This is a genomic window from Actinoplanes hulinensis, assembly GCF_019429605.1.
Lineage (GTDB): Bacteria > Actinomycetota > Actinomycetes > Mycobacteriales > Micromonosporaceae > Actinoplanes > Actinoplanes campanulatus.
In genome coordinates, this window is the sequence record NZ_JAHXZI010000015.1 from 31,663 (window position 1) to 52,130 (window position 20,468).

Consider the following 20,468-nt stretch of genomic DNA (forward strand, 5'->3'; position numbering starts at 1 on the left):
AACACCTCGTTTCACCTTGGGGGCGACAACGATGAGTAATGTCCCGCTCTCCCACCGGCAAACGGCCCGGCGCTGGCCGAAAGGTGCCGTGATCCCCTTTGGCCGGAAGCTGCAAGCCTGGGTTCCGTCCGGTGGTTCAGGGCATCGGTTCAGCTTCATCGACCGACGAGGAGAACTCGTTCATGACGACCCTGCCCGACGAGCGAACCGCCGATGCCCGAGTCAGCGATCTCTACCGCCGCAACGTCACCCGGCTCGGCCCCGACGACATCGTCATCGCCAGCCACGGCGGCTCCGGCCAGTCCCTGATCGGCAACATTCTCGCCGAACTGGGACTCAACTACGTCGACGCCTACACCGAGGTGCTCCACGCCGACGGCCGCGCCGTGGTCGCCGACCAGCACCTCTCGTACCGCCAGCACCTCGCCTCGCAGCACGACAAGGACCACGCCGCCGACGAGCGCACCACCCGGTTGTGGCCTCGATTCGTCAAGACCCACCATCCGCCGTCGGTCTTCGCCGGCGCGACCATCGGCGGCGTCTGGATCCTCGTACGCGACCCGCGCGATGCCATCTACGCCAGCTACCAGTGGCGCGCCGGCTTCGCCGAGGAGGAGTGGGACAAGGTTCCCGGCACGTTCGAACAGTGGCTGCGCGGCCCCGGCGACTTCAGCCCGAGCCCGGCCGACGACTGGCACGCCTTCTACACCGCCTGGGCCGGGCACGCGCGGGCCTACGACCGTACCGAGGTGCTGCGCTTCGAGGACCTGAAGACCCGCCCGGCCGAGATCGTCACCGGCGTGCTGCGCCGGGCCGGCGTCGACATCGACGCCGGCGCCGTCGCCGAGGCGGTGGAGGCCAGCTCCTTCGCCAGGATGCGCGCTCATGAGGACCAGGTCTCGGCCGGCGGTACGGCCCAGGCCGCACCCCGCGTGATCCGGGAGGGCAGGACCAACGGCTGGAAAGGCTGGATGACCCCGGAACTGGCGGACTTCTTCACGGGTACGGAGCTGCGGGCCGTGGCCGGGGAATACGGCTACGACCCGAGCTGCGCTGAGGGCCGGCGCCCGGCCGAGAAGGCCATACCAGGCATGTCGACGAATGATTTCCGGGATCCGCGCCACCTTTGATTGGCCTCCGCGACGTAGAGGCCCCCGTACGACGACCCGGTCACGTTGTCGACGCCGGTCAGCGGGGCGTCCCGGGGGCGACCAGGCTGTCGTCGTACGCCAGCTCGTACGTGCTGGTCAGCAGGTTGACTCGGGCACCGTCTGCCGGGAGCGGGCGATCACCGTGCTGGTGAAGCCGGCCGGCGGCTGGATGCCGTTGGCGTCGGCGGCCTGGAGCGCGCCGTAGGGTCCGGTCGCGTTCTGGGCGGGGCGGCGTACGCGGCCGACCACGCGGTGAAGGGCAGAGCCAAGCCTCCGGCTCCGGCCACGGTGCTGCGAAGAAGGGTTCGGCGATCCATGCGCCAGACGGTGGTGGAGATTGCTGACCATCAATCGATCTCATTGTTGACAGTGGGCGACCAATCGCTGTCCATCAGTGACGCCCGATTCACCGGATTTGCCTGGACCCCCGTCTCAGTAATTCCGAAACCGTTGGCGACGACCCATTCCGGGAGCACGCTTTCCACGCAGACAATCGTTTCGTCAGTGGGGAGAGAACATTGAGCAAGACGATTCCGCGCCTATTCGGAATTGCGGCGGCCGTCGCGATCGGCGCCGCCGGGATCACGCTCATCCCGCGTGCCGACGCCGCCACCGACAGTTTCCAGCGGGGCCCGGCGCCGAGCGCGAACAGCATCGCGGCGGCGCGCGGACCGTTCGCGATCTCGCAGACCGCCGTCGCCCGCGCCTCGGTGACCGGCTTCGGCGGCGGCGACATCTACTTCCCGGCGAGCGCCGGCGCCGGCACCTTCGGCGCGGTGGTCATCGCGCCCGGCTTCACCGCCCGCAGGTCCAGCATGGCCTGGCTGGCCCCACGGATCGCCTCACAGGGCTTCGTGGTGTTCAACATCGACACGCTGACCACCTCCGACCAGCCCGCCAGCCGCGGCCGCCAACTGCTCGCCGCCGCCGACTTCCTGACCGGCCAGAGCGGCGCCCGGACCCGGATCGACGCCTCCCGGGTGGCGGTGATGGGCCACTCGATGGGCGGCGGCGGCGCCCTCGAGGCGGCCCGCAGCCGGCCCGGACTGCAGGCGGCCATCCCGCTCACCCCGTGGAACCTGACCAAGTCGTTCCGCCAGGACACCGTGCCCACGCTGATCATCGGCGCGGAATCCGACAGCATCGCCCCGGTGCGCAGCCACTCCGAGCCGTTCTTCCAGAGCCTGCCGTCCGGCCCCGGCAAGGCCTACCTCGAACTGAACGACGCCAGCCACTTCGCGCCGAACACCCCGAACGCCACCATCGCCGCCACCAGCATCGCCTGGCTGAAGCTGTTCGTCGACGACGACACCCGCTACCGGCAGTTCGTCTGCCCCGGCCCGGGCGCGGGCGCGGCGGTCAGCGAGTACCGCAGCACCTGCGACGGCTTCACGGTGTAAGCAGCGCCCGCAGGGCCGGCTCGGCCGACTCGAAGGCGATCGGCCCGCTGCCCAGCAGCGGGCCGTACAGCACCGACTCGAGGGTGCGGACGTACATGAAGGCCCGTCGGCGCAGATCCCCGGCCTCGCCCTCGATCCCGGACTCGACGAAGATCGCGAGCTGGGCGTCGACCGCCCGGTGGTTCACGTCGCCGGCCGTCGTGAACAGCACCCGCGCCGCGGTCTGCGGCTCCTCGGCGATGAAGGCGCGCAGCTGCTGGGCCGAGTCGACCAGCTCGGCGAACTGCCGGGAGATCCCGATGACCCGGTCCCGGCCGGTCGCGGTGACCTCCCCGGACGCCTCCTCGATCAGCAGCCGCCCGATCGCCCAGAACACCTCGCCGAGCAGGGTGTCCCGGCTGCCGGCCGCCCGGTAGAGCGTCGCCCGGCTGATCGCCAGCTCGGTGGCGAGAACATCCATGTCCATTGTGGAATGCTGCAGGAAATGCATGGCAGCACCCCGGAGGAGGACTTCGGGAGCGATGACACGCCGTTTGATCAGCAAGATTCTCCCCCCTTCCGGAAAGGGGTACGGAAGAGAGGAGAAAACGGATCACTAATGGTGGCGGCGCCGCATGGCGAACAGTGTGACGGCGGCCCCGGCGAAGGCGATCCCGGCGATCATCGCGCCGACCGGGAACGGCCGGTCCAGAGGGGAGGTGGCGTCCACGACGGGGGACGGCGACGGCGATGGCGACGGCGGGACCGGCAACCCTGACGGGTAACGCGTCAGCGGCACCCCACCCTTGCCCTCGGAGACCGTCAACAGGGCGGTCCCGTCCGAGGAGTAGGCGATCGACTCGCCCTGCGGCTCGTCCGGCAACGCCACCGGCGTGGCCGTGCCCTCGGTGATCGCCCGCACCACGTCACCGTCCGGCACGTCGAACTCGAACGCGTCCGCGTACGTCCGCAACGCCACCCGCCGGCCGTCCGGGCTGACCGCGCCGCCGGTCACCACGGCCCGGCCCCGGATGCCGTACGGGTTGCTGGTCCCGGTGCCGATCGGGATCCCCCAGCCGCCGGCCCGGCGCAGCGCCGTGGTCCCGTCGGCGCGCAACTCACCGTCCGGCACGTACACCCCGGCGGTCAGCGGATCCTTCGTCACGATCACCGGTACGCCGTCCGCGCCCACCAGCAGCGCCTCCGCGTCGTGCGGCCCGTCCGGGTAGGACAGCCGGAACAGTTCCGGCTTCTTCGACCCCGGGTCCAGCCGCCACAGCGCGATGGAGTCCCGCTTCTTGTCGTTGTCGCCGGTGTCGCCCACCCACAGCGTCCCGTCGGCGGCGCGGGTCAGATCCTCGGTGTCCTGCGGCTCCGACGGGTACTTCACCGTCCGCGTCACCGCACAATCCTCGTCCAGGAAGAAGATCCGGCGCCGGTCCGCGTCGTCGGAGCTGTCGTTGACCACCACGTAACCGCTGCCGTCGCTGACCAGGCCGGAGATCTCCACGAGCCGGTCGTCCTCGATCCGGCACACGGTCTCGGCCGGTCCGGCCGTGGCGACGGGCGCTCCGGTCAGCGCGGCCACCAGTAGAACACCCATCACGGCCCATACCCTGCCATGGCGCCGCCACCGGCCGGCACGGGCGTCAGCAAGCCCACAGTGGGCTTCTGGTGGTCGACCTCGGCGCCCGTCCGGAGACAGATCAAACCCTTTCCCGGTACGCCGACCGCGGCGCCGTGGTGGCGCCGGCCCGTCCCGGCGCGGAGCGGTTCACGTAGGTGTACCGACCGGAATCGCGGAGTGGCGGTGCTTGCCACCACGCCGTGCCATCCTTACCTTCATGCAAATGAAAATCGCTTTCACTGGCAAGGGCGGCAGTGGGAAGAGCACCCTGGCGGCGCTGTTCGTGCAGCACCTGCGGGCGGCCGGGCACCGCGTGCTCGCCGTCGACGCGGACGTCAACGTGCACCTCGCACCCCTTCTCGGTGTGACCGCACGCGCTGAGGACGCGCTGTCGCACCCGGACAACGTGCGGTCGGTGCGCACCCATCTGCTCGGCGGCAACACCCGGATCGCCGGGGTGGAACATTTCGTGGCGACGACACCCCCGGGCCCCGGATCACGGCTGGTCACCCTCGACCCGGCGGACCCGGTCCTGGCCCGGCACGCGACACCGCTCGACGACCGGGCACACGTCCTGCACGTCGGGACCTACGAGCCCGCGGACATCGGATCCGGCTGCTACCACGGACATCTCGCCATCCTGGAGAACCTGCTCTCCCACCTGGATCCGGCCGACGACGGCTGGGTGGTCTGCGACATGGTCGCCGGGACGGACGCGTTCGCGAACTCGCTGCACGCCCAGTTCGACATGATCGTCGTGGTGGCCGAGCCGACGCCGGAGTCGGTGTCGGTGGCCCGCCGCTACCGGGAACTGGCCGCGGCGGCCGGCGTGGCCGACGCCGTGGCGGTCGTCGGGAACAAGGTGGCCGACGACCTGGACCGCCAGTATCTGGAACGGGAGCTGGGCGTCGCTCCGATCGCGGTCCTCGGCATGCAGGCCGGTCTGCGCCGGGCCCGCCAGGCCGGCAGCCCGCCACGGCCGCGGGACCTGGACGACGCCGCCCCGCTGGCGCGGATCGCGCGGCACGCCGAGTCCCGGCCGATCTCCGCCGCCCGGCGCGAGGACCTCATGCGCACACTCCACCTGCGGGTCGCCGGCAAGGGCTGGGTTCGCGCCGCGCACGGCGACGTCACCGGCCAGCTGGGCCCGGTCACGGTGTGAGAAACGCCGGAGTGCCCCGCCGGCAAACGGGGCATTCCGGCGCGGTCTCAGCGACTCCTGCTGGAAACGGTTGTCATTATAGGCATGATCCGCTCGCACAGGGTCCCGTCCCGGCGACTACTATGTTGCGCGATCTTCGAGGCGGCTGAGACGAGGCGACATGCGGTGGTTCCGATTCGGGTCGGGTGGACGGCAGGCGCAGACGGACCCCGGCCGCCAGCAGGAGCTGCTCCGCGAGCTGCGGACCCGGTTCGGCGGACAGGCAACGGCCCGGTTCGCCGGCCAGGCCGCTGAGGCGGCGGCGCTGCTCGACGGTGACGACGGGCTCGTCGCCGCGACTCTCGTGCTGCGCGAGTCCGCGGACACCGCGTTCGCGGCGATGGCCGCCCAGGGCTTCCCGGTCGAGCGCCGCGACTACCGCTGGACCTGGCAGAGCGCCGGCACGCGGCTCCGGTCACCCTTGACCACGGTGCCGGCCGGTGCCTTCCATCCGTACGTCCAGACGACCGCGGCCGTGACCGTCGCCGGGAACCAGGCCAAGCAGCTGGTCCGGATCGTCGACGCGAACCCGGTTCTGACCCACGTCCTGGAGCTGCTCGACCTGGTCACGGCCGGATGGGAGTACGGCGGCGTGCGCCCCGACGCGGACTCCGCCACCCTCGCGGCCCGCCTCATCGCGGCCGCCCGCGACATCCGCGACGCCATGTCCGACACGCCGCCGCTGCCGTCGCCGATCCGCGAGCAGATGCGCCGCAACAACACCGTCGACGTCCGCGATCCGGCCACCAACCGGGTCGTCGGCGGCTTCAACCCGGGCAAGGAGATGCGCGAAGCCCTCCTCGCCTAGCCCGTCCTGCTGGACCACGCCTCACACCCGCGCAATCGACCGGGCAGACCTAGACCAGCCGGAGCCGGCGGGACGCCACGCCGATCCGGACCCGTTGGCCCCAGGACAGCTCCAGCGCGTCCGACTCCAGCCCGTCCGCGAAGACGACCAGGCGCTCCGACTCGCTGGTCAGCTCCAGCTCGGCGGTCGCGGTGAGCCGGCCGGCGGTCTGCCGCACCCCGGTGGCGGGGGAGGGCCACGCCTCCCGGACGAACCAGCACAGCTCGGCGTCACCGGGCGCCGGCGGCGGCGGTGCGGCGGCCCGCTCCCGGGCGATCGACGCGCACCAGCCGGTCGCCCCGGTGCCGGTGCCGGCGATCAGCCCGGACGACGACTGCCGCTCCCGGTCACCGTCCGGGGTGGTCAGCACGTACCGGGCCGACTGGTGGCCGGCGTGGCCGACGTACACCTCGTTCAGGCCGTACAGCTCCTGGCCGTCGTCGAGCCGGGCCACCACCATGGTCCGCTCCTCGGTGTGCCGGCCGGCGTCGCGCAGCCGGGCCGCCACCCCGGCCGCCCGGTGCCGCGACAGCACCCCCGGATTGCGGCCCGGCTCCGGGTCCACCCCGATCACCGGCTGCCCGTCCAGGTACTTCGCCACGTTCGCGACCAGCCCGTCCTGGCCGACCGCGACCACCACGTCCTCCGGCGCGAACAGGAACCGCGGCAGATCGGCCCGCTCCACGTGACCGCGCCGCCACTCGGCCGGCACCGCCGCGCCCACCTCGGTGAGCGCGGCCCGCAGCGCCTCGTGCCGGGCGGTGACCTCGCCCAGATCACGGCCGCGCTGGCGCAGGAAGTACGCGGCCGCACCCAGCGTGCCGTGCCGGGCCAGCAACTCGTCGAGCTCACTGCGCCGCGACACGACCACCACCCGCGGAGCCAGGCTGCTCATCGCCCCGCCTTTGGTTGTAGCTCGCTCATTGGCCCAGCCGTCCGACCAGCTTGGTCAGCACGTCCGGGGTGATCGTCAGCTCGTTCACGGCGGGCAGGTGGCCGGCCAGCTCCTTGAGCGCCAGCGCCTGGAGAACCGCGGGCGGCAGATCCTGGTACGCGGCCAGGCGCGCCGCCTCCGCCTCCGCCTCGGCCAGACCGACGATCCGCGCCCCGGCCGCCCGGGCCTCGTCGCGCGCCCGGGTGGCCTCGGCCTCGGTGACGGCGCCGCGCCGGGTCCGCTCCCCGGCCGCGATGCTGGCGATCTCCTTGCGGTCGGCGTCCGCCTTCGCCGCTACGAGCTGTGTCTCGGCGTCCAGCTCGGCCTCCCGGCGGGTGTTGGCGCCGTGCTGTTCGACCAGCTCCTGCTGCCGGCGGGCCAGCTCGATCTTGCTCTGCAACTCGTTCTCGGCGATCTGCCGCTCCTGCTGCACGGCGTGCGCGCGGCGGGCGTACGTCGCCTTGTCCGCCTCCTGCTGCACCTGCTCACGGGTCGGCGTCTGCAACGCTCGTTCGATGTCCGGCTCCGGCCGGATCGCCACGACCCGGGCGCTGACCACCGAGACGCCCGTCTCGGTGAGCCGGGGGTCGCCGGCCAGCGCGTCCGCGACCGACTGGCGGACCGGGGCGATGCCGCTGGTCAGCGCCTCGCCGAGGGGCACCCGGGCCAGCACGTCGAGGGCCGGCTGCTGGGCCAGCTCGGCCAGCAGCGTCGCCACCTGGTCGAGGGGCTGACCGCGCCACCTGCCGGTGAACGGGTCGATCGAGAAGTCGAGGCGCCCCGCGGCCGCGGCCGGGTCACTGAACCGGTAGGTGACCGTCGCCTGCACGGTCACGTCGGCGAAGTCCCCGGTCCGGGCGTGGAACAGCAGCGGCAGCTCCCGGTCGTCCACCGGGACCTCGGACAGCACCGCGGTCAACGGCCGGTACCAGAACGACAGCCCTGTCCCGGCCCGCTTGGGGCGCCCCTTGACGGTGTGGCTGACCCAGCTGGTCGGGGCCCCGCGCAGGTGCCGCAGGTGCAGTCGTCGCGTCACGTCAGCCATCTCAGCCGTCCTTCACTCGCTTTTTCGTCGATCTGACGATAATCCCGGGACGCTATTATCGTCAACATGACGCTAAACGTGGTGTCGGTCACCGTGGACCTCGTGCTGCTGACCATCCGGCAGACCGCACTCCAGGTGCTGCTGATCCGCCGGGGCATCCCGCCCTACCCGGACCGGTGGGCGCTACCGGGCGGTTTCGTCCTGCCCGGCGAGGACCTCGGCGAGGCCGCCGCCCGCGAACTACGCGAGGAGACCGGCCTCGACCCGCAACACGGCCACTTCGAACAGCTGGCGACCTACGGCACCCCCGGCCGCGACCCGCGCGGCCGCGTCGTGACCGTCGCCTACCTGGCCCTGCTGCCCGACCTGCCGGCCCCGGTGCCCGGAAGCGACGCCGCCGGCGCGGGGTGGCGCCCCGCCGCCGACATCACCCCGGGCGAACTGGCCTTCGACCACGGCCGCATCCTCGCCGACGGCCTGGAGCGGGCCCGCGCCAAACTCGAGTACACCCCCCTGGCCACGGCCTTCTGCCCACCCGAGTTCACCGTCGCCGACCTGCGCGCCGTCTACGAGACCGTCTGGCGGACCCGCCTCGACCCGCGCAACTTCCACCGCAAGGTGACCGGCGCCGACGGCTTCATCGAACCCACCGGCGGCACGGTCATCCGCGACCGCGGCCGCCCCGCCCAGCTCTTCCGCCGCGGCCCGGCCACCCTCCTGCACCCACCCCTGCTGCGCCAGCGTGTGTAACGCCGGTCACCTAGCCCGCGATCTCCCGCAGCACGTCCAGAACCGTGCGCACCGACGCCCGGTGCAGCGTTTCCGGCCTGGCCAGCACGTCGATGTGCCGGCCGGCCGGGAGGTCCGCGAGCGGCCGCAGCGCCAGCCGCGGATCCGGCACCGTGGTGCGCCCCGGCAACAGCGCCAGCGCCGCCCCCGACGCGACCACCGACGCGGCCACGGTGAACTCGTTGATCCGGTGCGCCACGTCCAGCGGTCGCCCGGCCGCCGCCGCGATCGCGGTCAGCACGCCTTCGAGCGGGAACCCCTCGTGCACGCTGATCCACGGGAACGCGCTCACGGCGGCCGCGGTGAGCCGCTCCCGAGCGGCGAGCGGGTGGTCCACCGACATGGCGACGTACAGCGGCTCGTGGATCAGCGGCACGACTGTCAGCCGGCCGACCGGCCAGGGCGGGCTGTGCGCGAGCCGGTGCGCCAGCACCAGGTCGTAGTCGCCGACCAGTCGCGGGAAGCCGGCGTGTGCCACATCCTCGTCACAGCAGCGCACCGGTGGCCCGCCGGTCGCGGCGAGCCGGGCGATGAGCGGGGCGAACCAGGTGAGCCCGGCGCTGTGGAACGCGGCCACGGTCACCGGGGCGGCCGGATCGTCCAGATAGTCGCCGACCGCCCGGGACGCGCGGTCGAGCGCGGTCATCACCTCGACGGCGGCCGCGGCCAGGGCCCGCCCCGCCTCGGTGAGCACCAGCCGGCGGCCGCTGCGCTCGGTCAGCGGCACCCGCGCCGACCGTTGCAGGGTGTTCAACTGCTGGGACACCGCGGACGGCGTGATGTGCAGCGCGCGGGCGACGGCGGCCACGCTGCCCCGCTCTCCCAGCTCGCGCAACAGTCTCAGGTGATGCGGATCCATTAGGCCTACTACATCGTCGATTCACGGGTTGCCGTCTTGTCTACCGGATCGACCGCCCACACGCTTCCCGATGTGACCGGAGACCTTCTTCTGCTGGCTGTGGCCGTGATCTGGGGCAGCAGCTACCTGGCGGCCAAGACCCTGACCGTGGCCGGGGGCGTGCTCGTGGTGCTGGCGCTGCGCTACCTCGTGTCGACGGCCGCCCTGCTGCCGCTCGCGGTCACGCGCCGGCCGGGACGGCGGGAGCTGGGCGTCGGCGTGCTGCTCGGGTGCACTCAGGCGTCGGTGCTGGTGCTGGAGACGTACGGGGTGTCGCAGACCAGCGCCACCAACGCCGGGGTGCTGATCAGCCTGACCATCCTGCTCACCGCGCTGATGCAGGGCGGGCTGCCGGGCCGGTTCCTGCTGGCCGCCGCGACGGCGACGGCCGGGGTGGCGCTCCTGGTGGTGGGCCCCGGGCTGCGGGCGCCGTCGGCCGGTGACGCGCTGATCCTGGCCGCCGCCGTGGTCCGGGCCGCGCACGTGACGCTCTCCGGGCGGCTGGCCAGGCCGGGCTACGACACGCTCACGCTGACCACGGTGCAGACGGTCGTCGGGGCGGTGGTCTTCGGCGTGGCGGCCGGGCCGGCGCTTATGCCGGCCGCCGCCGGGTTCGGGACAGCGGAGTGGCTGGGTGTGCTCTACCTGGCGCTGGGGTGCAGCGTGTTCGCGTTCCTGGTGCAGTTGTGGGCGATCCGGCGGACCTCGGCAGCGCGGGCCAGCCTGCTGCTGGGCACCGAGCCGGTGTGGGCGGTGCTGATCGGTGTGGGCATCGGCGGCGAGCATCTGACCGGCACGGCGATTGCCGGGATCGGGCTGGTGTTGGCCGGCGTCTACTGGGGTCAGCGGGTGGAACGGTCCTCCAGGGCGCGGATCACGGCCGCCATGTCCGCGGCCCCGAACCCGGAACGCTCGGCCTCCGCGTACAACTGCGCGCAGACCTCCAGCAACGGCGACGCGAACCCGGCCCGGCGGGCGGCCTCGACCACGAGCCGGTTGTTGTAGTGCACGTCGCGAATGGACGCCTGCACCTCGAAATCGCCGTCGGCGAGCTTGCGGCCCTTGACCCGGGACACCGTGCTGGCCATCGGCCCGGCGTCCAGCACGGCGAGCAGCGTCCGCGCGTCCAGACCGTGCCGCCCGGCGAAGTGGAACGCCTCGGCCAGCCCGGTGACCATGCTGATCAGGAAGGTGTTGACGGCCAGCTTCATCAGCAGCGCGCCGGGCACGTCGCCGCAGCGCACAATTTCCCGGCACAGCGGCCGCAGCAGGGCCTCCACCTCCGGATCGCCTCCGGCGATCATCACCACCAGGTCGCCCGACTCCGCGGGTCCGCGCGAGCCCGAGACCGGAGCTTCGACGTACGTTCCTCCGGCGGCCCGCACGTCCGCGGCCAGCCCGGCCGCCCAGCCCGGCGCCACGGTGCCCATGTTGACCAGTGTGCGGCCCTCGACCAGCCCGGCGAACGCGCCCGAGCCGCGGTGCAGCACGGTGTCGGTGACGACGTCGTCGGCCAGCATCAGGATCACCGTGTCCGCCGCGGCGAAGACCTCCTCGGGGCCGTCCGCGACGAGAGCCCCGGCCGCCCGCAGCGGGGCGGCCCGTTCCGGTGTCCGGTTCCAGACGATCAGCCCGGTGCCGGCCCGTGCCAGGTTGAGCGCCATCGGCTGCCCCATCACGCCGAGCCCGACGAATCCCACCCTCATGCACTCCGACGTTACGGGCCGGGCGGCCGCCGGAAAGCGGCCAATCCGGCGCCCGTGGCCCGGCGCCGGGGCCAGGGCCGTCCCACTCCGCCCGACCTCCCGCCGTCCGACCTCATCCGACCCGGACCGGCCTCCCGCCGGCCGGGACCCGACTTCATCCCACCCGGCCCGGCCTCCCGCAGCCCGGCTCATGCCGTGAAGTAGGCCTTGATCGTGTCGGACTCGCTCGTGACGGTGTCGGCGGGGACCAGGTCGCTCGCGTGGGCGGTCAGCGCCGCGGCCCGCTTCCGGAGGATCTCGGTGGCCTTGCCGCTGGTGTAGAGGCTGGCCCTGAGGTCGGTGAGCGCTTTGTCGTACGCCGCTTTGAAGGTGGTGTCGGCGTTGAACCGCTGAACCAGGATGTTGTTGCGGCCGCCGGGCCGCCCACCTCCGCCGCCGTTGCGCTGGCCTCCGTCGGCCGGGGCGTTGCCGTCGGTCGGTGGCTGCATCTGGCCGCCGTCGGTCGGTGGCTGCATCTGCCCGCCGCCCGGGTTTCCGCCACGGCCACCGCCGCCGCCCATCCCGCCGAACGCCAGATTGTGGTCCCAGGCCACCACGGTGAACTGGTCCTTGGCGGTCGTATAGCGCAGGTACGAGTTGTTGCCGGGCCCGTCGATGTCGTCCGAGTTCTTGACCAGCTCCTGGAACGCCAGGTAGGTCGCGAACGCCGACACGTCCAGATGGGCGCCCAGATCGGACGTGAAGGCCGCGTCCTCGGACTGGTTGATGAACTTGAGGAAGGCGATCAGCGGGACCAGGTTGGGGTTGCCGGAGTCGGTCTCCTGGTCGAAGACGTCCTTGTAGGCCTCGGCGTCCTCACCCCGGTACGAGTAGTCGCCGCCGCTCTCCGCCTTGTAGAGGATCCCGGCCGCACCGAAGTTGTCGGAATCCCACTTGTCGCCCAGATTCTCGACGATCAGCCGCAGCACCTGGTCGCCGCCGTTGACCTTGAGCCGGGTGGACGCCGACCTCTGCGTGGCCAGCCCGGCCAGGCCCAGCAGCTCCAGGGCGACCGCCTCGTTCAGCGCCGACTTCGTGGTGTTCGAGCGGACCACGAACTCGGTGTACCCGCCGTACGCCTGCCCGGCGGTGAACTTGTCGAGCCGCACGAGCCACGGCAGGTCCTGCGGGTTCTCGGCGGAGACGCTGCCGCCCGGCCCGCCGCCACGCTGCTGCTGGGTGCCGGCGGTCGCGGTGCTGCCCGACTTGGTGAGCCCTTTCAGCGACGAGTTGCCCTTGAGCCGCAGCCCGGCCTTCTCGAACGTGGTGCCGTCGATCGTGACGTCCGCCTCGATCCAGTTCTTGTCGCCGTCTTTCAGGAAGGCGTCGATCATCGTGTCGTAGTCGGACTGCTCGAACGTGACGTCGATGTCGTGCACCAGCGTGGCGTCGAAGAGCCCGCTGCCGGCCGTCGATGCCGTCTTCCCGCTGCTGCCGCTCTGGATGCCGCAGCCGGCGAGGACGGCCACTCCGAAGGCGCCGGCGAGCGCGGCGCCGAACGAGCGGCGGGAGAGCTTGGGGTCGAGCATGCGGGCCATCCTTGATCGCGGTGCGGCGGGGACGGCTCAAGGAGACGTCGCGGGCTCAGGAGTGGGTTGTGCGGAGGCTGTGCGTCGCCTGACAGCCACGACCAGCAGGACGGCGAGCAGCACGGTGGCGATCGGGGCGCCGGGGAACTTGACGAACCGGGCCAGCCCGCCGCCGTCCGGCAGCACCGAGAACGCGCACACCACGGTGGCCACCATGATCGCCGTGGTGCGGCGGGTGGTGGCGGCGAGCAGGGTGAGCGGCCACAGCAGGTACCAGGGGTGCAGGACCGGGGCCAGCAGGACGGTCGCGGCCAGCGCCAGGGCGGCGCCGTGCAGGGCGGACCGGATGCGGTCGGGGGCGCGGTGAGCCCGCCACCAGAGGTAGGCCAGCGTGGCGGCGAGCAGGACGACGGCCAGGGCGCGGACCACGGGCACCGCGTCGAAACCGGGGTGCACGGTCTTGCCCAGGTAGGTCAGGGTCATCCCGACCGCGGTCGGCGGTGACGTGAACTGGATTATCGAGGTGCCCACGCCGGTGGCCGGAATCCACCCCCAGCCCAGGCCGCTCGCCACGGCGAGGGACATCAGAGCGGCGGCCGCTCCACCGCCGATCGTCACAGCGGCCCGGCGCAGTGGGCCGGCGGCCAGGATCGCGAACGGGACGATCACCAGGGCGGTGAGCTTCACGGAGATCGCCAGGCCGAGCAGCGCGCCCGCGGGGAGCAGCCAGGATGTGCGTGCTCCCGACCGTACGATCAGGAAGAGGGCGACCACCGCCAGGCCGAGCATGACCGCGTCGTTGTGTGGCGCGGCGAGCAGATGGGCGCCGACCAGCGGTCCGGCGAGCGCCAGCCAGAGGGCCCGCTGCGGCGGGATGCCGCAGCGGCGTGCCAGCGGCGGCAGGGCGACGGCGACCGCCACGATTCCGGCCAGCGCGGCCAGCCGCAGGATAAGGACGGCACCGGCCAGGCCGCCGCCGACCGCGACCGCCGCGGCGGCGATCAGGATGAAGAGCGGGCCGTACGGGGTGACCGTGTCCCGCCAGTTCATCGACACTGTGTCGATCCAGGTGCAGGGCAGCGCGTTCACGCCATACCGGTACGGGTCGATCCCGTGCCGGAACATCTCGCCCTGGCAGACATAGGAGTACACGTCCCGGCTGCCCATCGGCGCCGCCAGCAGGAACGGCAGGGTCCACAGCGCCGCCGTGACGAGAACCCAGCGCACCGACGGTGCCCGGTCTCGGCCGGACCACCAGGCGTACGCCTGCAGACCCGTCCCCAGCAGCCAGCACGCCAGGATCACCAGCCCGTGCGGGCCGCGCGCCACGCTCGCCGGTGTGGCGTCCAGGTCGGCGGTGGGCAGCGCGCCCCCGAGCCGTCCGCCGATCACCAACAGCACCGTTCCGGCCAGGCCGAGATAGCGGATCCCCGTCAACGACACGTCCACATCGTCGGGCCGCCCGGTGAACACCGTACGGCCGGCGTCGAACCGGCGGTGCTCCGCCGGCCGACGTCATGATGACCGGTGCGCGCCAGCGAGCTGTCGTGGACAGGGTTCGCGTTTCGCTTCCGGCTCCTTTCTCAGCCGCCGCACGGCCGGCGTACCCGGCGGTCGCCGCACGGCCGGCGCACCCGGCGGCCGGGCGCACACGGTCGGGCGGTCGATGCCGCGGTGGCCGCACACGGAAGACGCCGTGTGCGCGGCCACCACGGCTATATGCCATGTATGCGACCACGACCCCGCCACCGTGTGCACCCACCCTGGTGGAACCGCGACCACCCACTCAGGGAGACCGGCATAACGGCTGAAAGTGGGCAGCCCGGGTGCCTGGCCGGCAGGAGCGTGACCACCCGCTCAGGGCGACCGAATGGCGATCCGGCCGTGACCGGCGGCGCATGAGGAAGTGGGGGTCGGCTCGGCCCGCCCGGCCACCGATCTACGCCCGGCGGGCGCGGCACAGGCCGGAGCGGGCAGCAAGCACGCGCCGACCGGACGGGACGGTCCCAACGAGACGGCGACGACGTCACGCGTACAGGAAATAGAAGCTGGACGCGAAACGCGGACCCCGACCACAAAGATCTCTAGCCCACCCGGTAGGTGATGTGGGTGACCAGCGACGCGGCCCGGGAGCCGATCTGTTCCAGCTTGAGTGGCGGAATCCCGTCGAACAGTCGCTCGCCGGCCCCGAGCATGACCGGTACGACGTTCAGGGTCAGCTGGTCGATCAGCCCGGCGGCGAGATACTGGTTGACCGTCGACGCCCCGCCGGCGATCATGATCCGCCCGTCGCCGGTCGCCTCGCGCGCCCGGTCGAAGGCGTCGTGGATTCCGCCGGTGACGAAGTGGAAGGTCGTGCCGCCGGCCATCGACTGGTCCTCGCGGGGGTGATGGGTGAGCACGAAGACCGGTTTGTGGTAGGGCGGCTCGTCGCCCCACCAGCCCGTCCACGACAGATCCCACTCACCGCGGATGGGGCCGAACATGTTGCGGCCCATGATGTACGCGCCGGCGTCCGTGTGCGCTTCGATCTCCGGCCGGTTCTCCTCCGGCGTCTCGAACAGCCACCGGTGCAGCTCGATGGCCGGGGCCTCTCCGAGCGGCCGGTCGGCGGCCTGGTTCTTCCCGGCGACGAACCCGTCGACCGAGACCGAGATGGATGCGGTCACGAATGCCATGGCGATTTCCCCTCAACCTGATCGCGTCTTGCCGACATTCTGGCTCAGGTGGCCGCCTTGAGTGCCTCCACCAGACAGCGGGACAGGTGCCGGACCGCCGGGGAGCGGTCGGCGGTCCGGGTGGTGGCGTGGATCTGGCGGACCAGCCCGGTGGGCCGGGCGATCGGCAGGTGCACGAGCCCGCACTGCGCGGTGGCGGCGAGCCGCGGCACGAGGGCGACCCCGAATCCGGCGGCCACCATGGCGAGCGCCATCGGATAGCTGTGCACCCGCGTCTCGATCCGTGGTTCGAAGCCGGCGGCCCGGCAGGCCATCTCGGTGGCGGCCTGGAAGCCGGTGCTGGTCAGTGCCGCGACCCAGGCCGCGCCGGCGAAGTCGGCCAGGTCGATCGGGCCGCTTGCGGACGGCGCGTCTTTGCGGAGTACGGCGAGCAACATCGGTTCGCGGTAGAGCGGCCGCTGGTCGAGGCCGCGCAGGTCGGGCCGGGACAGTGGCGTGTGCGTCTGGCCGTGGAGCGGTAGCCGGCGTCATGGACGCCGGCCACCCCGGTCAGCTGTACCGGATGACGTAGGCGACCTCGGCTTCGTTCGCGTCGCCGGCGCCTTCGACGTCACAGCGCAGTTCGTCGGGGACGTCGCAGATGTAGTCGCTGCTCTGCGTCCACGGGTTGCTCAAATAGAATTCCACCTTGCCGAATCGTGTCTTGTAGGTGGCGGTGGCCGCGGTGCCGCCGGTGTCCTTCGTCGACTCCGCCGAGAATGTCACCGTCTTGTTCCGGTTGACGCCCTTCGGGGGTTTCACCAGCCATTCCCCCTCGGACACATCGAATTCGACCAGGCTCAGCCTTTCGTCGCTGTAATTCCGCACGGTCGCACTCACGCTCCGATCACCGGGATCTGCCCGGGCGGGACTGGGAACAGCCGCGCCGGCGGACGCCGCTGCCAGCACCGATGCGATCGCCAGATAATTGCGTGCCACGAAGGTTCTCCTCTTTCACGGGATTCGATCCGATTTCGCCTGCGGTCGATTCCAGTATCAGGTTCGGCGCGTTGTGGACCTGCCGGAACGGCACAGGCGAAAGGTATGACCTTTCACCCCATCAAGATCATCAAGCGTCGTGCCGGATGTGCACCGTTTCGTACGCCTTCGTCGTTGGACTCGGCATGAGCACCCGAGCCACCCGGCGCCCACCGCGACCGGGGTGCCCGCAACCACACACCACACCGGACACTCGATGGAATTCACATAGAACTCTCAGGTGAACCTTAGGCGAGACACCCTCGTAACAAAGTCGAGACTCTTGTAAAGTGCACAACCGCACCGCTCCGGCCGGGATAAAGATTCGGACTCAGACGATGCTCAATCGCACGGTCATGTTCGCCAAGCAGCACGCACCCGAATCCGTGCGTGTACTCGCACGAAGGGCGCAGCTCGAAGCCCACAACGCACGGCTTCGCCTCGCCGTGCCGGTCGTCGAGCGCAGTGAGTACGTGAACATCTATCACTGCGCGGTACGCAAGACCGCCAGCCAGTGGATCAAATCGCTGCTCAGCGACCCGATCGCGTACCGCTACTCAGGTCTGCTGACGTACGATCCGCGTTTCTACAACTGGAGCCACCCGCGGGTCTGCCCGCCGAACCGGATCGCGCTGTCGCTGTTCTTCTCCCGTAAACGTTTCGACACCACACCGAAGCCCGACGCTCACCGCGCGTTCTTCGTCTACCGCGACCCGCGGGACCTGGTCGTGTCGAGCTACTTTTCCACCAAGGACTCGCACGGTCCGATGGGCGACGTGCTCGAGGTCCGCCGGAACCTGCGGGAGAAATCGAAGAAGGACGGCCTGCTCTACCTGGTCGACCACCTCGCCCGCAAGGGCACGTTCAACGCCGTCCGCTCCTGGGTGAAGGCGCCGTCCTCCGCCGAGGTCGCGCTCTTCCGCTACGAGGACCTGGTCGGCCCGGACCAGGCCTCCCAGGTCGACCGCCTCTTCCGGCACTGCGGGATCATCGTCCCGCCCACCGAGATGGCGACGCTGCTCGACCGGTACAGCTTCGGCCGGATGAACGACAAGAAGGGCGCCGGCACGGTCTCGCACTACCGCAAGGGCGCGGCCGGCGACTGGCGCAACCACTTCGACGACGACATCACCGAAGCCTTCAACCGGGCCACCGGCAACCTGCTCCCGCTGCTCGGCTACGACGAGCCGGCGGCCCCGTCCGGGACCGAACTGCGCCGCCCGGCCACCACGTAGAACTGGGGACATTGTCACACCCCGCGCTTACGATGCCGGACATGACGGGGACCATCGATTACACCTCACCGGGCCCGCTCACCGACCTCGCGACGATCGACCGCGGCGCCCTCGCGGACCTGCCGGAGGATCCGGCGGCCATCCTGCGGCTCGCGCAGCACCTGGTCATCCAGCCCGGCGACGCCGGGCAGCTCAGCCCGCCACCCGGCCGCTTCGGGGAGAACCAGTTCCGGCCCGCGGCCCGCCTGATCCGCGCGTTGCTGGCGCTCGATCCGTCGCCGCTGATCGTGGCCCGCCCACCCGAGCGCCGGGTCATCGGCACCTGCCGCCATTTCGCCGTGCTGACCTGCGCGCTGTTGCGCCACCGGGGGATCGCGGCGAGGGTCCGCTGCGGGTTCGGGGCCTACTTCCGGCCCGGTCTGGCGCTGGACCACTGGGTGGTGGAGTTCCGCCCGGCGGCCGGGGCGCCGTGGGTCCGCGCCGATCCGGAGACCATCTCGGCGACCACGCTGCCGCCGTCGCCGTTCGGGCCGGGCGGCCGGCCGGATCCCGCGGCGCTGCGGCCCGGTGAGTTCCTGACCGGAGGTGAGGCGTGGTTGCTGTTCCGGGCCGGGCGGGCCGACGGGGCGGTCTTCGGCGTGCCCGGCACGGAGAATTTCGGTCCCGCCGAGATCCGGGGCAACGCGATCCGGGATCTGGCCGCACTCAACCGGGTGGAGATCCTCCCCTGGGACGAGTGGGGCCGCATGGAGGCGTCGTACCAGAACCGCACCGGCCCCGGCTACGACGCCCTGATCGACACCATCGCCGCCACCTGCGCCGCGGACGACCCGGCGGCCGTCGCGGCCCTCTACAAGTCCGAGGACCTGGAGGTGCCGCCGACCCTGCTGCTCTGAGCCGCCCTTTCCCGTCGGCCTCGGGCGTGAGATCGAACATCTCGCCCTGGTCGTCGGCAGGATCGGGAGGCCGACCCCGCTGATCGGCAGAAACCCGGCCTAGGACGGCGGCCCGGCCGCGGGAACCTCCAGGCAGGCCGTGAGGTGCGGCGCGGCGGCCCGCAGCAGCTGGTAGCCGATCCGGGTGAGCTGCTCCACCTGCTCCGGGGCGAGCACGTCGAAGACCAGCCGGCGGGCCTCCCGGACATGCGCCGGAGCGGCCGCCGTGACGGCGGCGGCGCCCGCGTCGGTGAGCACCGCCTCGACCCAGCGGCCCTCCGGGCAGTCGGTGGTGCGCCGCGTCACCCAGTCGTGTTTCTCCAGGCGGGAGACGGCGTGCGAGAGCCGGGACGGTGAGGCGCAGGCGAGGTGGGCGAGGCTGTTCATACGCAGCGCCCGGCCGGGGGCCTGGGCCAGCGAGAACAGGATCGTGTACTCGAAGAAGTTGAGCCCGGAGTCCCGCTTGAGCTGCGCGTCGATCGCGGCGGGAAGCGTGGTGAGCACCGTGGTGAGTGCCATCCACGCGCGCTGCTCGTCGTCGGAGAGCCAGGGGGCGGATGTGGGGTCGCTCACGACTGAGCAGAATACGCGATCCCTGCCCTTGAACTTTCAATAGTTGATGTGGCAACCTTCGTGTTGAACATTCAACTCCGATTTGGGGAGAAATCGATGGCAATCCTGCGTATCGACGCCAGCATCCAGGGCCCGAACTCCGCCAGCAGCGCGCTCGCCGATCTGGTGGAGAAGGAACTGGCCGGCGCCCCGATCGTGCGCCGCCACCTCGCCACCGACCCGATCCCCGCGGACGCCTGGGCGAACGCCATCCAGGGCACCTACACCCCGGCCGAGCACCGGACCGACGCCCAACGCGGCGCCCTCGCGCTCGCCGGCGAGCTGGCCGGCGAGCTGCGCTCCGCCGACGCGGCGATCCTCGCCCTGCCGTTCTACAACTACGGCGTCTCGCAGCACGTCAAGGCGTGGTTCGACCTGGCGATGGCCGGCGGCGAGCAGGGCGAGAAGTTCCTCGACGGCAAGCCGGCCGTCGTCCTCACCACCCGCGGCGGCGCCTACGGCCCCGGCACACCCCGCGACGGCTGGGACCACAACACCGACTACCTGCGGCGCGTCGTCGGCGACATCTGGGGCGCCGAGCTCATCCTCATCGAGCGTGAGTTCACCCTGGTCGGCGTCAACCCGGCCCTCGACGCCTTCGCCGAGACGGCCGAGCTCATGCACAAGACCGCCGCCGAGGCCGCGTCGGCCGCCGGCCGGGTGCTCGCCTCCCGCTGACGTCGTCTTTCCTTCTTGTACGGGCTGCGCCGTCCCGCGGAACTTGGACCGTTCCGCCGGACGGCGCGACCGTCTGCCCACTCCCGCCTTTGCCGCGCCCGCCGGGCTGAGCTGCCTACCCACCCTGATGGCCCCACCCGGCGGCGGTGACCCCGTGACCGCCGCCGG

At 71.6% G+C, this 20,468-nt stretch carries 21 protein-coding genes and 1 pseudogene; 9 read left to right on the forward strand and 13 right to left on the reverse strand.

Annotation, left to right across the window (positions count from 1 at the left end):
* The first annotated feature begins 182 nt into the window (after window positions 1–182).
* Entirely contained in the window at window positions 183–1,130 is a 948-nt protein-coding gene (locus tag KZ829_RS26675) for a sulfotransferase domain-containing protein (RefSeq protein ID WP_220146669.1), read from the forward strand.
* Between the two features lie 117 nt (window positions 1,131–1,247).
* On the opposite strand, the gene KZ829_RS26680 is transcribed toward KZ829_RS26675, so the two are convergent.
* Window positions 1,248–1,400: a hypothetical protein gene (locus tag KZ829_RS26680; RefSeq protein WP_281428241.1), complete on the reverse strand. Its 153-nt coding sequence runs from the start codon at window positions 1,398–1,400 to the stop codon at window positions 1,248–1,250.
* Window positions 1,401–1,669: 269 nt separating this feature from the next.
* Between KZ829_RS26680 and KZ829_RS26685 the strand changes: the two genes are divergently transcribed.
* Window positions 1,670–2,551, forward strand: a complete 882-nt coding sequence (locus tag KZ829_RS26685; RefSeq protein ID WP_220146670.1) for an alpha/beta hydrolase family protein — start codon at window positions 1,670–1,672, stop codon at window positions 2,549–2,551.
* Here the strand turns inward: KZ829_RS26685 and KZ829_RS26690 are convergent.
* Together KZ829_RS26690 and KZ829_RS26695 are read right to left on the reverse strand one after the other, a co-directional pair.
* Window positions 2,541–3,017 carry a QsdR family transcriptional regulator gene (locus tag KZ829_RS26690; protein WP_220146671.1) on the reverse strand — a complete coding sequence of 159 codons (477 nt, stop codon included), beginning with the start codon at window positions 3,015–3,017 and terminating at the stop codon, window positions 2,541–2,543. The two genes, KZ829_RS26685 and KZ829_RS26690, sit on opposite strands and share 11 nt — an antisense overlap.
* 129 nt (window positions 3,018–3,146) lie before the next feature.
* Complete coding sequence (locus tag KZ829_RS26695; RefSeq protein ID WP_220146879.1) at window positions 3,147–4,133, reverse strand: hypothetical protein; 987 nt, start codon at window positions 4,131–4,133, stop codon at window positions 3,147–3,149.
* 247 nt (window positions 4,134–4,380) lie between these two features.
* Between KZ829_RS26695 and KZ829_RS26700 the strand changes: the two genes are divergently transcribed.
* The gene (locus KZ829_RS26700; RefSeq protein ID WP_220146672.1) at window positions 4,381–5,319 is read left to right on the forward strand and encodes a nucleotide-binding protein; all 939 of its coding nucleotides are present in this window, start codon (window positions 4,381–4,383) and stop codon (window positions 5,317–5,319) included.
* A gap of 160 nt (window positions 5,320–5,479) precedes the next feature.
* Window positions 5,480–6,166: a hypothetical protein gene (locus KZ829_RS26705; RefSeq protein ID WP_220146673.1), complete on the forward strand. Its 687-nt coding sequence runs from the start codon at window positions 5,480–5,482 to the stop codon at window positions 6,164–6,166.
* A gap of 49 nt (window positions 6,167–6,215) precedes the next feature.
* On the opposite strand, the gene KZ829_RS26710 is transcribed toward KZ829_RS26705, so the two are convergent.
* Both KZ829_RS26710 and KZ829_RS26715 read right to left on the reverse strand, forming a co-directional pair.
* Entirely contained in the window at window positions 6,216–7,100 is an 885-nt protein-coding gene (locus KZ829_RS26710) for an NAD(+)/NADH kinase (RefSeq protein WP_220146674.1), read from the reverse strand.
* 25 nt (window positions 7,101–7,125) lie between these two features.
* Window positions 7,126–8,184: an SPFH domain-containing protein gene (locus KZ829_RS26715; RefSeq protein WP_220146675.1), complete on the reverse strand. Its 1,059-nt coding sequence runs from the start codon at window positions 8,182–8,184 to the stop codon at window positions 7,126–7,128.
* A gap of 66 nt (window positions 8,185–8,250) precedes the next feature.
* Here KZ829_RS26715 and KZ829_RS26720 point away from each other — a divergent pair, with 66 nt between their 5' ends.
* On the forward strand, window positions 8,251–8,934 hold the full coding sequence (locus tag KZ829_RS26720; protein WP_220146676.1) for an NUDIX hydrolase: 684 nt from the start codon (window positions 8,251–8,253) through the stop codon (window positions 8,932–8,934).
* Window positions 8,935–8,944: 10 nt separating this feature from the next.
* On the opposite strand, the gene KZ829_RS26725 is transcribed toward KZ829_RS26720, so the two are convergent.
* The gene (locus tag KZ829_RS26725) at window positions 8,945–9,832 is read right to left on the reverse strand and encodes a LysR family transcriptional regulator (protein WP_220146677.1); all 888 of its coding nucleotides are present in this window, start codon (window positions 9,830–9,832) and stop codon (window positions 8,945–8,947) included.
* A gap of 72 nt (window positions 9,833–9,904) precedes the next feature.
* Between KZ829_RS26725 and KZ829_RS26730 the strand changes: the two are divergent.
* A pseudogene (locus KZ829_RS26730) lies at window positions 9,905–10,696 on the forward strand (DMT family transporter); the annotation flags it as partial.
* Between the two features lie 17 nt (window positions 10,697–10,713).
* On the opposite strand, the gene KZ829_RS26735 reads toward KZ829_RS26730, so the two are convergent.
* The 6 genes from KZ829_RS26735 to KZ829_RS26760 all read right to left on the reverse strand — a co-directional run bounded on the left by KZ829_RS26735 (window position 10,714) and on the right by KZ829_RS26760 (window position 16,801).
* On the reverse strand, window positions 10,714–11,577 hold the full coding sequence (locus KZ829_RS26735) for an NAD(P)-dependent oxidoreductase (protein ID WP_220146678.1): 864 nt from the start codon (window positions 11,575–11,577) through the stop codon (window positions 10,714–10,716).
* 188 nt (window positions 11,578–11,765) lie between these two features.
* On the reverse strand, window positions 11,766–13,145 hold the full coding sequence (locus KZ829_RS26740; protein ID WP_220146679.1) for a CotH kinase family protein: 1,380 nt from the start codon (window positions 13,143–13,145) through the stop codon (window positions 11,766–11,768).
* Window positions 13,146–13,181: 36 nt separating this feature from the next.
* Complete coding sequence (mptB, locus tag KZ829_RS26745; protein ID WP_220146680.1) at window positions 13,182–14,588, reverse strand: polyprenol phosphomannose-dependent alpha 1,6 mannosyltransferase MptB; 1,407 nt, start codon at window positions 14,586–14,588, stop codon at window positions 13,182–13,184.
* Window positions 14,589–15,229: 641 nt separating this feature from the next.
* Window positions 15,230–15,823 (reverse strand): dihydrofolate reductase family protein, encoded by a 594-nt coding sequence (locus KZ829_RS26750; protein WP_220146681.1) that lies wholly within the window; start codon window positions 15,821–15,823, stop codon window positions 15,230–15,232.
* Window positions 15,824–15,867: 44 nt separating this feature from the next.
* Window positions 15,868–16,314, reverse strand: a complete 447-nt coding sequence (locus KZ829_RS26755; protein WP_220146880.1) for a LysR substrate-binding domain-containing protein — start codon at window positions 16,312–16,314, stop codon at window positions 15,868–15,870.
* Between the two features lie 58 nt (window positions 16,315–16,372).
* Complete coding sequence (locus tag KZ829_RS26760) at window positions 16,373–16,801, reverse strand: hypothetical protein (protein WP_220146682.1); 429 nt, start codon at window positions 16,799–16,801, stop codon at window positions 16,373–16,375.
* A gap of 377 nt (window positions 16,802–17,178) precedes the next feature.
* On the opposite strand from KZ829_RS26760, the gene KZ829_RS26765 reads away from it, so the two are divergent.
* Both KZ829_RS26765 and KZ829_RS26770 read left to right on the forward strand, forming a co-directional pair.
* Complete coding sequence (locus KZ829_RS26765; RefSeq protein WP_220146683.1) at window positions 17,179–18,075, forward strand: sulfotransferase domain-containing protein; 897 nt, start codon at window positions 17,179–17,181, stop codon at window positions 18,073–18,075.
* 41 nt (window positions 18,076–18,116) lie between these two features.
* Entirely contained in the window at window positions 18,117–18,971 is an 855-nt protein-coding gene (locus KZ829_RS26770) for a transglutaminase-like domain-containing protein (RefSeq protein ID WP_220146684.1), read from the forward strand.
* Window positions 18,972–19,070: 99 nt separating this feature from the next.
* On the opposite strand, the gene KZ829_RS26775 is transcribed toward KZ829_RS26770, so the two are convergent.
* Window positions 19,071–19,583 (reverse strand): MarR family winged helix-turn-helix transcriptional regulator, encoded by a 513-nt coding sequence (locus KZ829_RS26775; protein WP_220146685.1) that lies wholly within the window; start codon window positions 19,581–19,583, stop codon window positions 19,071–19,073.
* 96 nt (window positions 19,584–19,679) lie between these two features.
* Here KZ829_RS26775 and KZ829_RS26780 point away from each other — a divergent pair, with 96 nt between their 5' ends.
* Entirely contained in the window at window positions 19,680–20,300 is a 621-nt protein-coding gene (locus tag KZ829_RS26780; RefSeq protein ID WP_220146686.1) for an FMN-dependent NADH-azoreductase, read from the forward strand.
* Window positions 20,301–20,468 lie beyond the last annotated feature (168 nt).

Coding starts and splice junctions, on each gene's coding strand:
- KZ829_RS26675 (WP_220146669.1), top strand. CDS start 183: ATGACGACCCTGCCCGACGAGCGAACCGCCGATGCCCGAGTCAGCGAT.
- KZ829_RS26690 (WP_220146671.1), bottom strand. CDS start 3,017: ATGGACATGGATGTTCTCGCCACCGAGCTGGCGATCAGCCGGGCGACG.
- KZ829_RS26695 (WP_220146879.1), bottom strand. CDS start 4,133: ATGGGTGTTCTACTGGTGGCCGCGCTGACCGGAGCGCCCGTCGCCACG.
- KZ829_RS26700 (WP_220146672.1), top strand. CDS start 4,381: ATGAAAATCGCTTTCACTGGCAAGGGCGGCAGTGGGAAGAGCACCCTG.
- KZ829_RS26705 (WP_220146673.1), top strand. CDS start 5,480: ATGCGGTGGTTCCGATTCGGGTCGGGTGGACGGCAGGCGCAGACGGAC.
- KZ829_RS26710 (WP_220146674.1), bottom strand. CDS start 7,100: ATGAGCAGCCTGGCTCCGCGGGTGGTGGTCGTGTCGCGGCGCAGTGAG.
- KZ829_RS26715 (WP_220146675.1), bottom strand. CDS start 8,184: ATGGCTGACGTGACGCGACGACTGCACCTGCGGCACCTGCGCGGGGCC.
- KZ829_RS26720 (WP_220146676.1), top strand. CDS start 8,251: ATGACGCTAAACGTGGTGTCGGTCACCGTGGACCTCGTGCTGCTGACC.
- KZ829_RS26725 (WP_220146677.1), bottom strand. CDS start 9,832: ATGGATCCGCATCACCTGAGACTGTTGCGCGAGCTGGGAGAGCGGGGC.
- KZ829_RS26735 (WP_220146678.1), bottom strand. CDS start 11,577: ATGAGGGTGGGATTCGTCGGGCTCGGCGTGATGGGGCAGCCGATGGCG.
- KZ829_RS26740 (WP_220146679.1), bottom strand. CDS start 13,145: ATGCTCGACCCCAAGCTCTCCCGCCGCTCGTTCGGCGCCGCGCTCGCC.
- KZ829_RS26750 (WP_220146681.1), bottom strand. CDS start 15,823: ATGGCATTCGTGACCGCATCCATCTCGGTCTCGGTCGACGGGTTCGTC.
- KZ829_RS26765 (WP_220146683.1), top strand. CDS start 17,179: ATGCTCAATCGCACGGTCATGTTCGCCAAGCAGCACGCACCCGAATCC.
- KZ829_RS26770 (WP_220146684.1), top strand. CDS start 18,117: ATGACGGGGACCATCGATTACACCTCACCGGGCCCGCTCACCGACCTC.
- KZ829_RS26780 (WP_220146686.1), top strand. CDS start 19,680: ATGGCAATCCTGCGTATCGACGCCAGCATCCAGGGCCCGAACTCCGCC.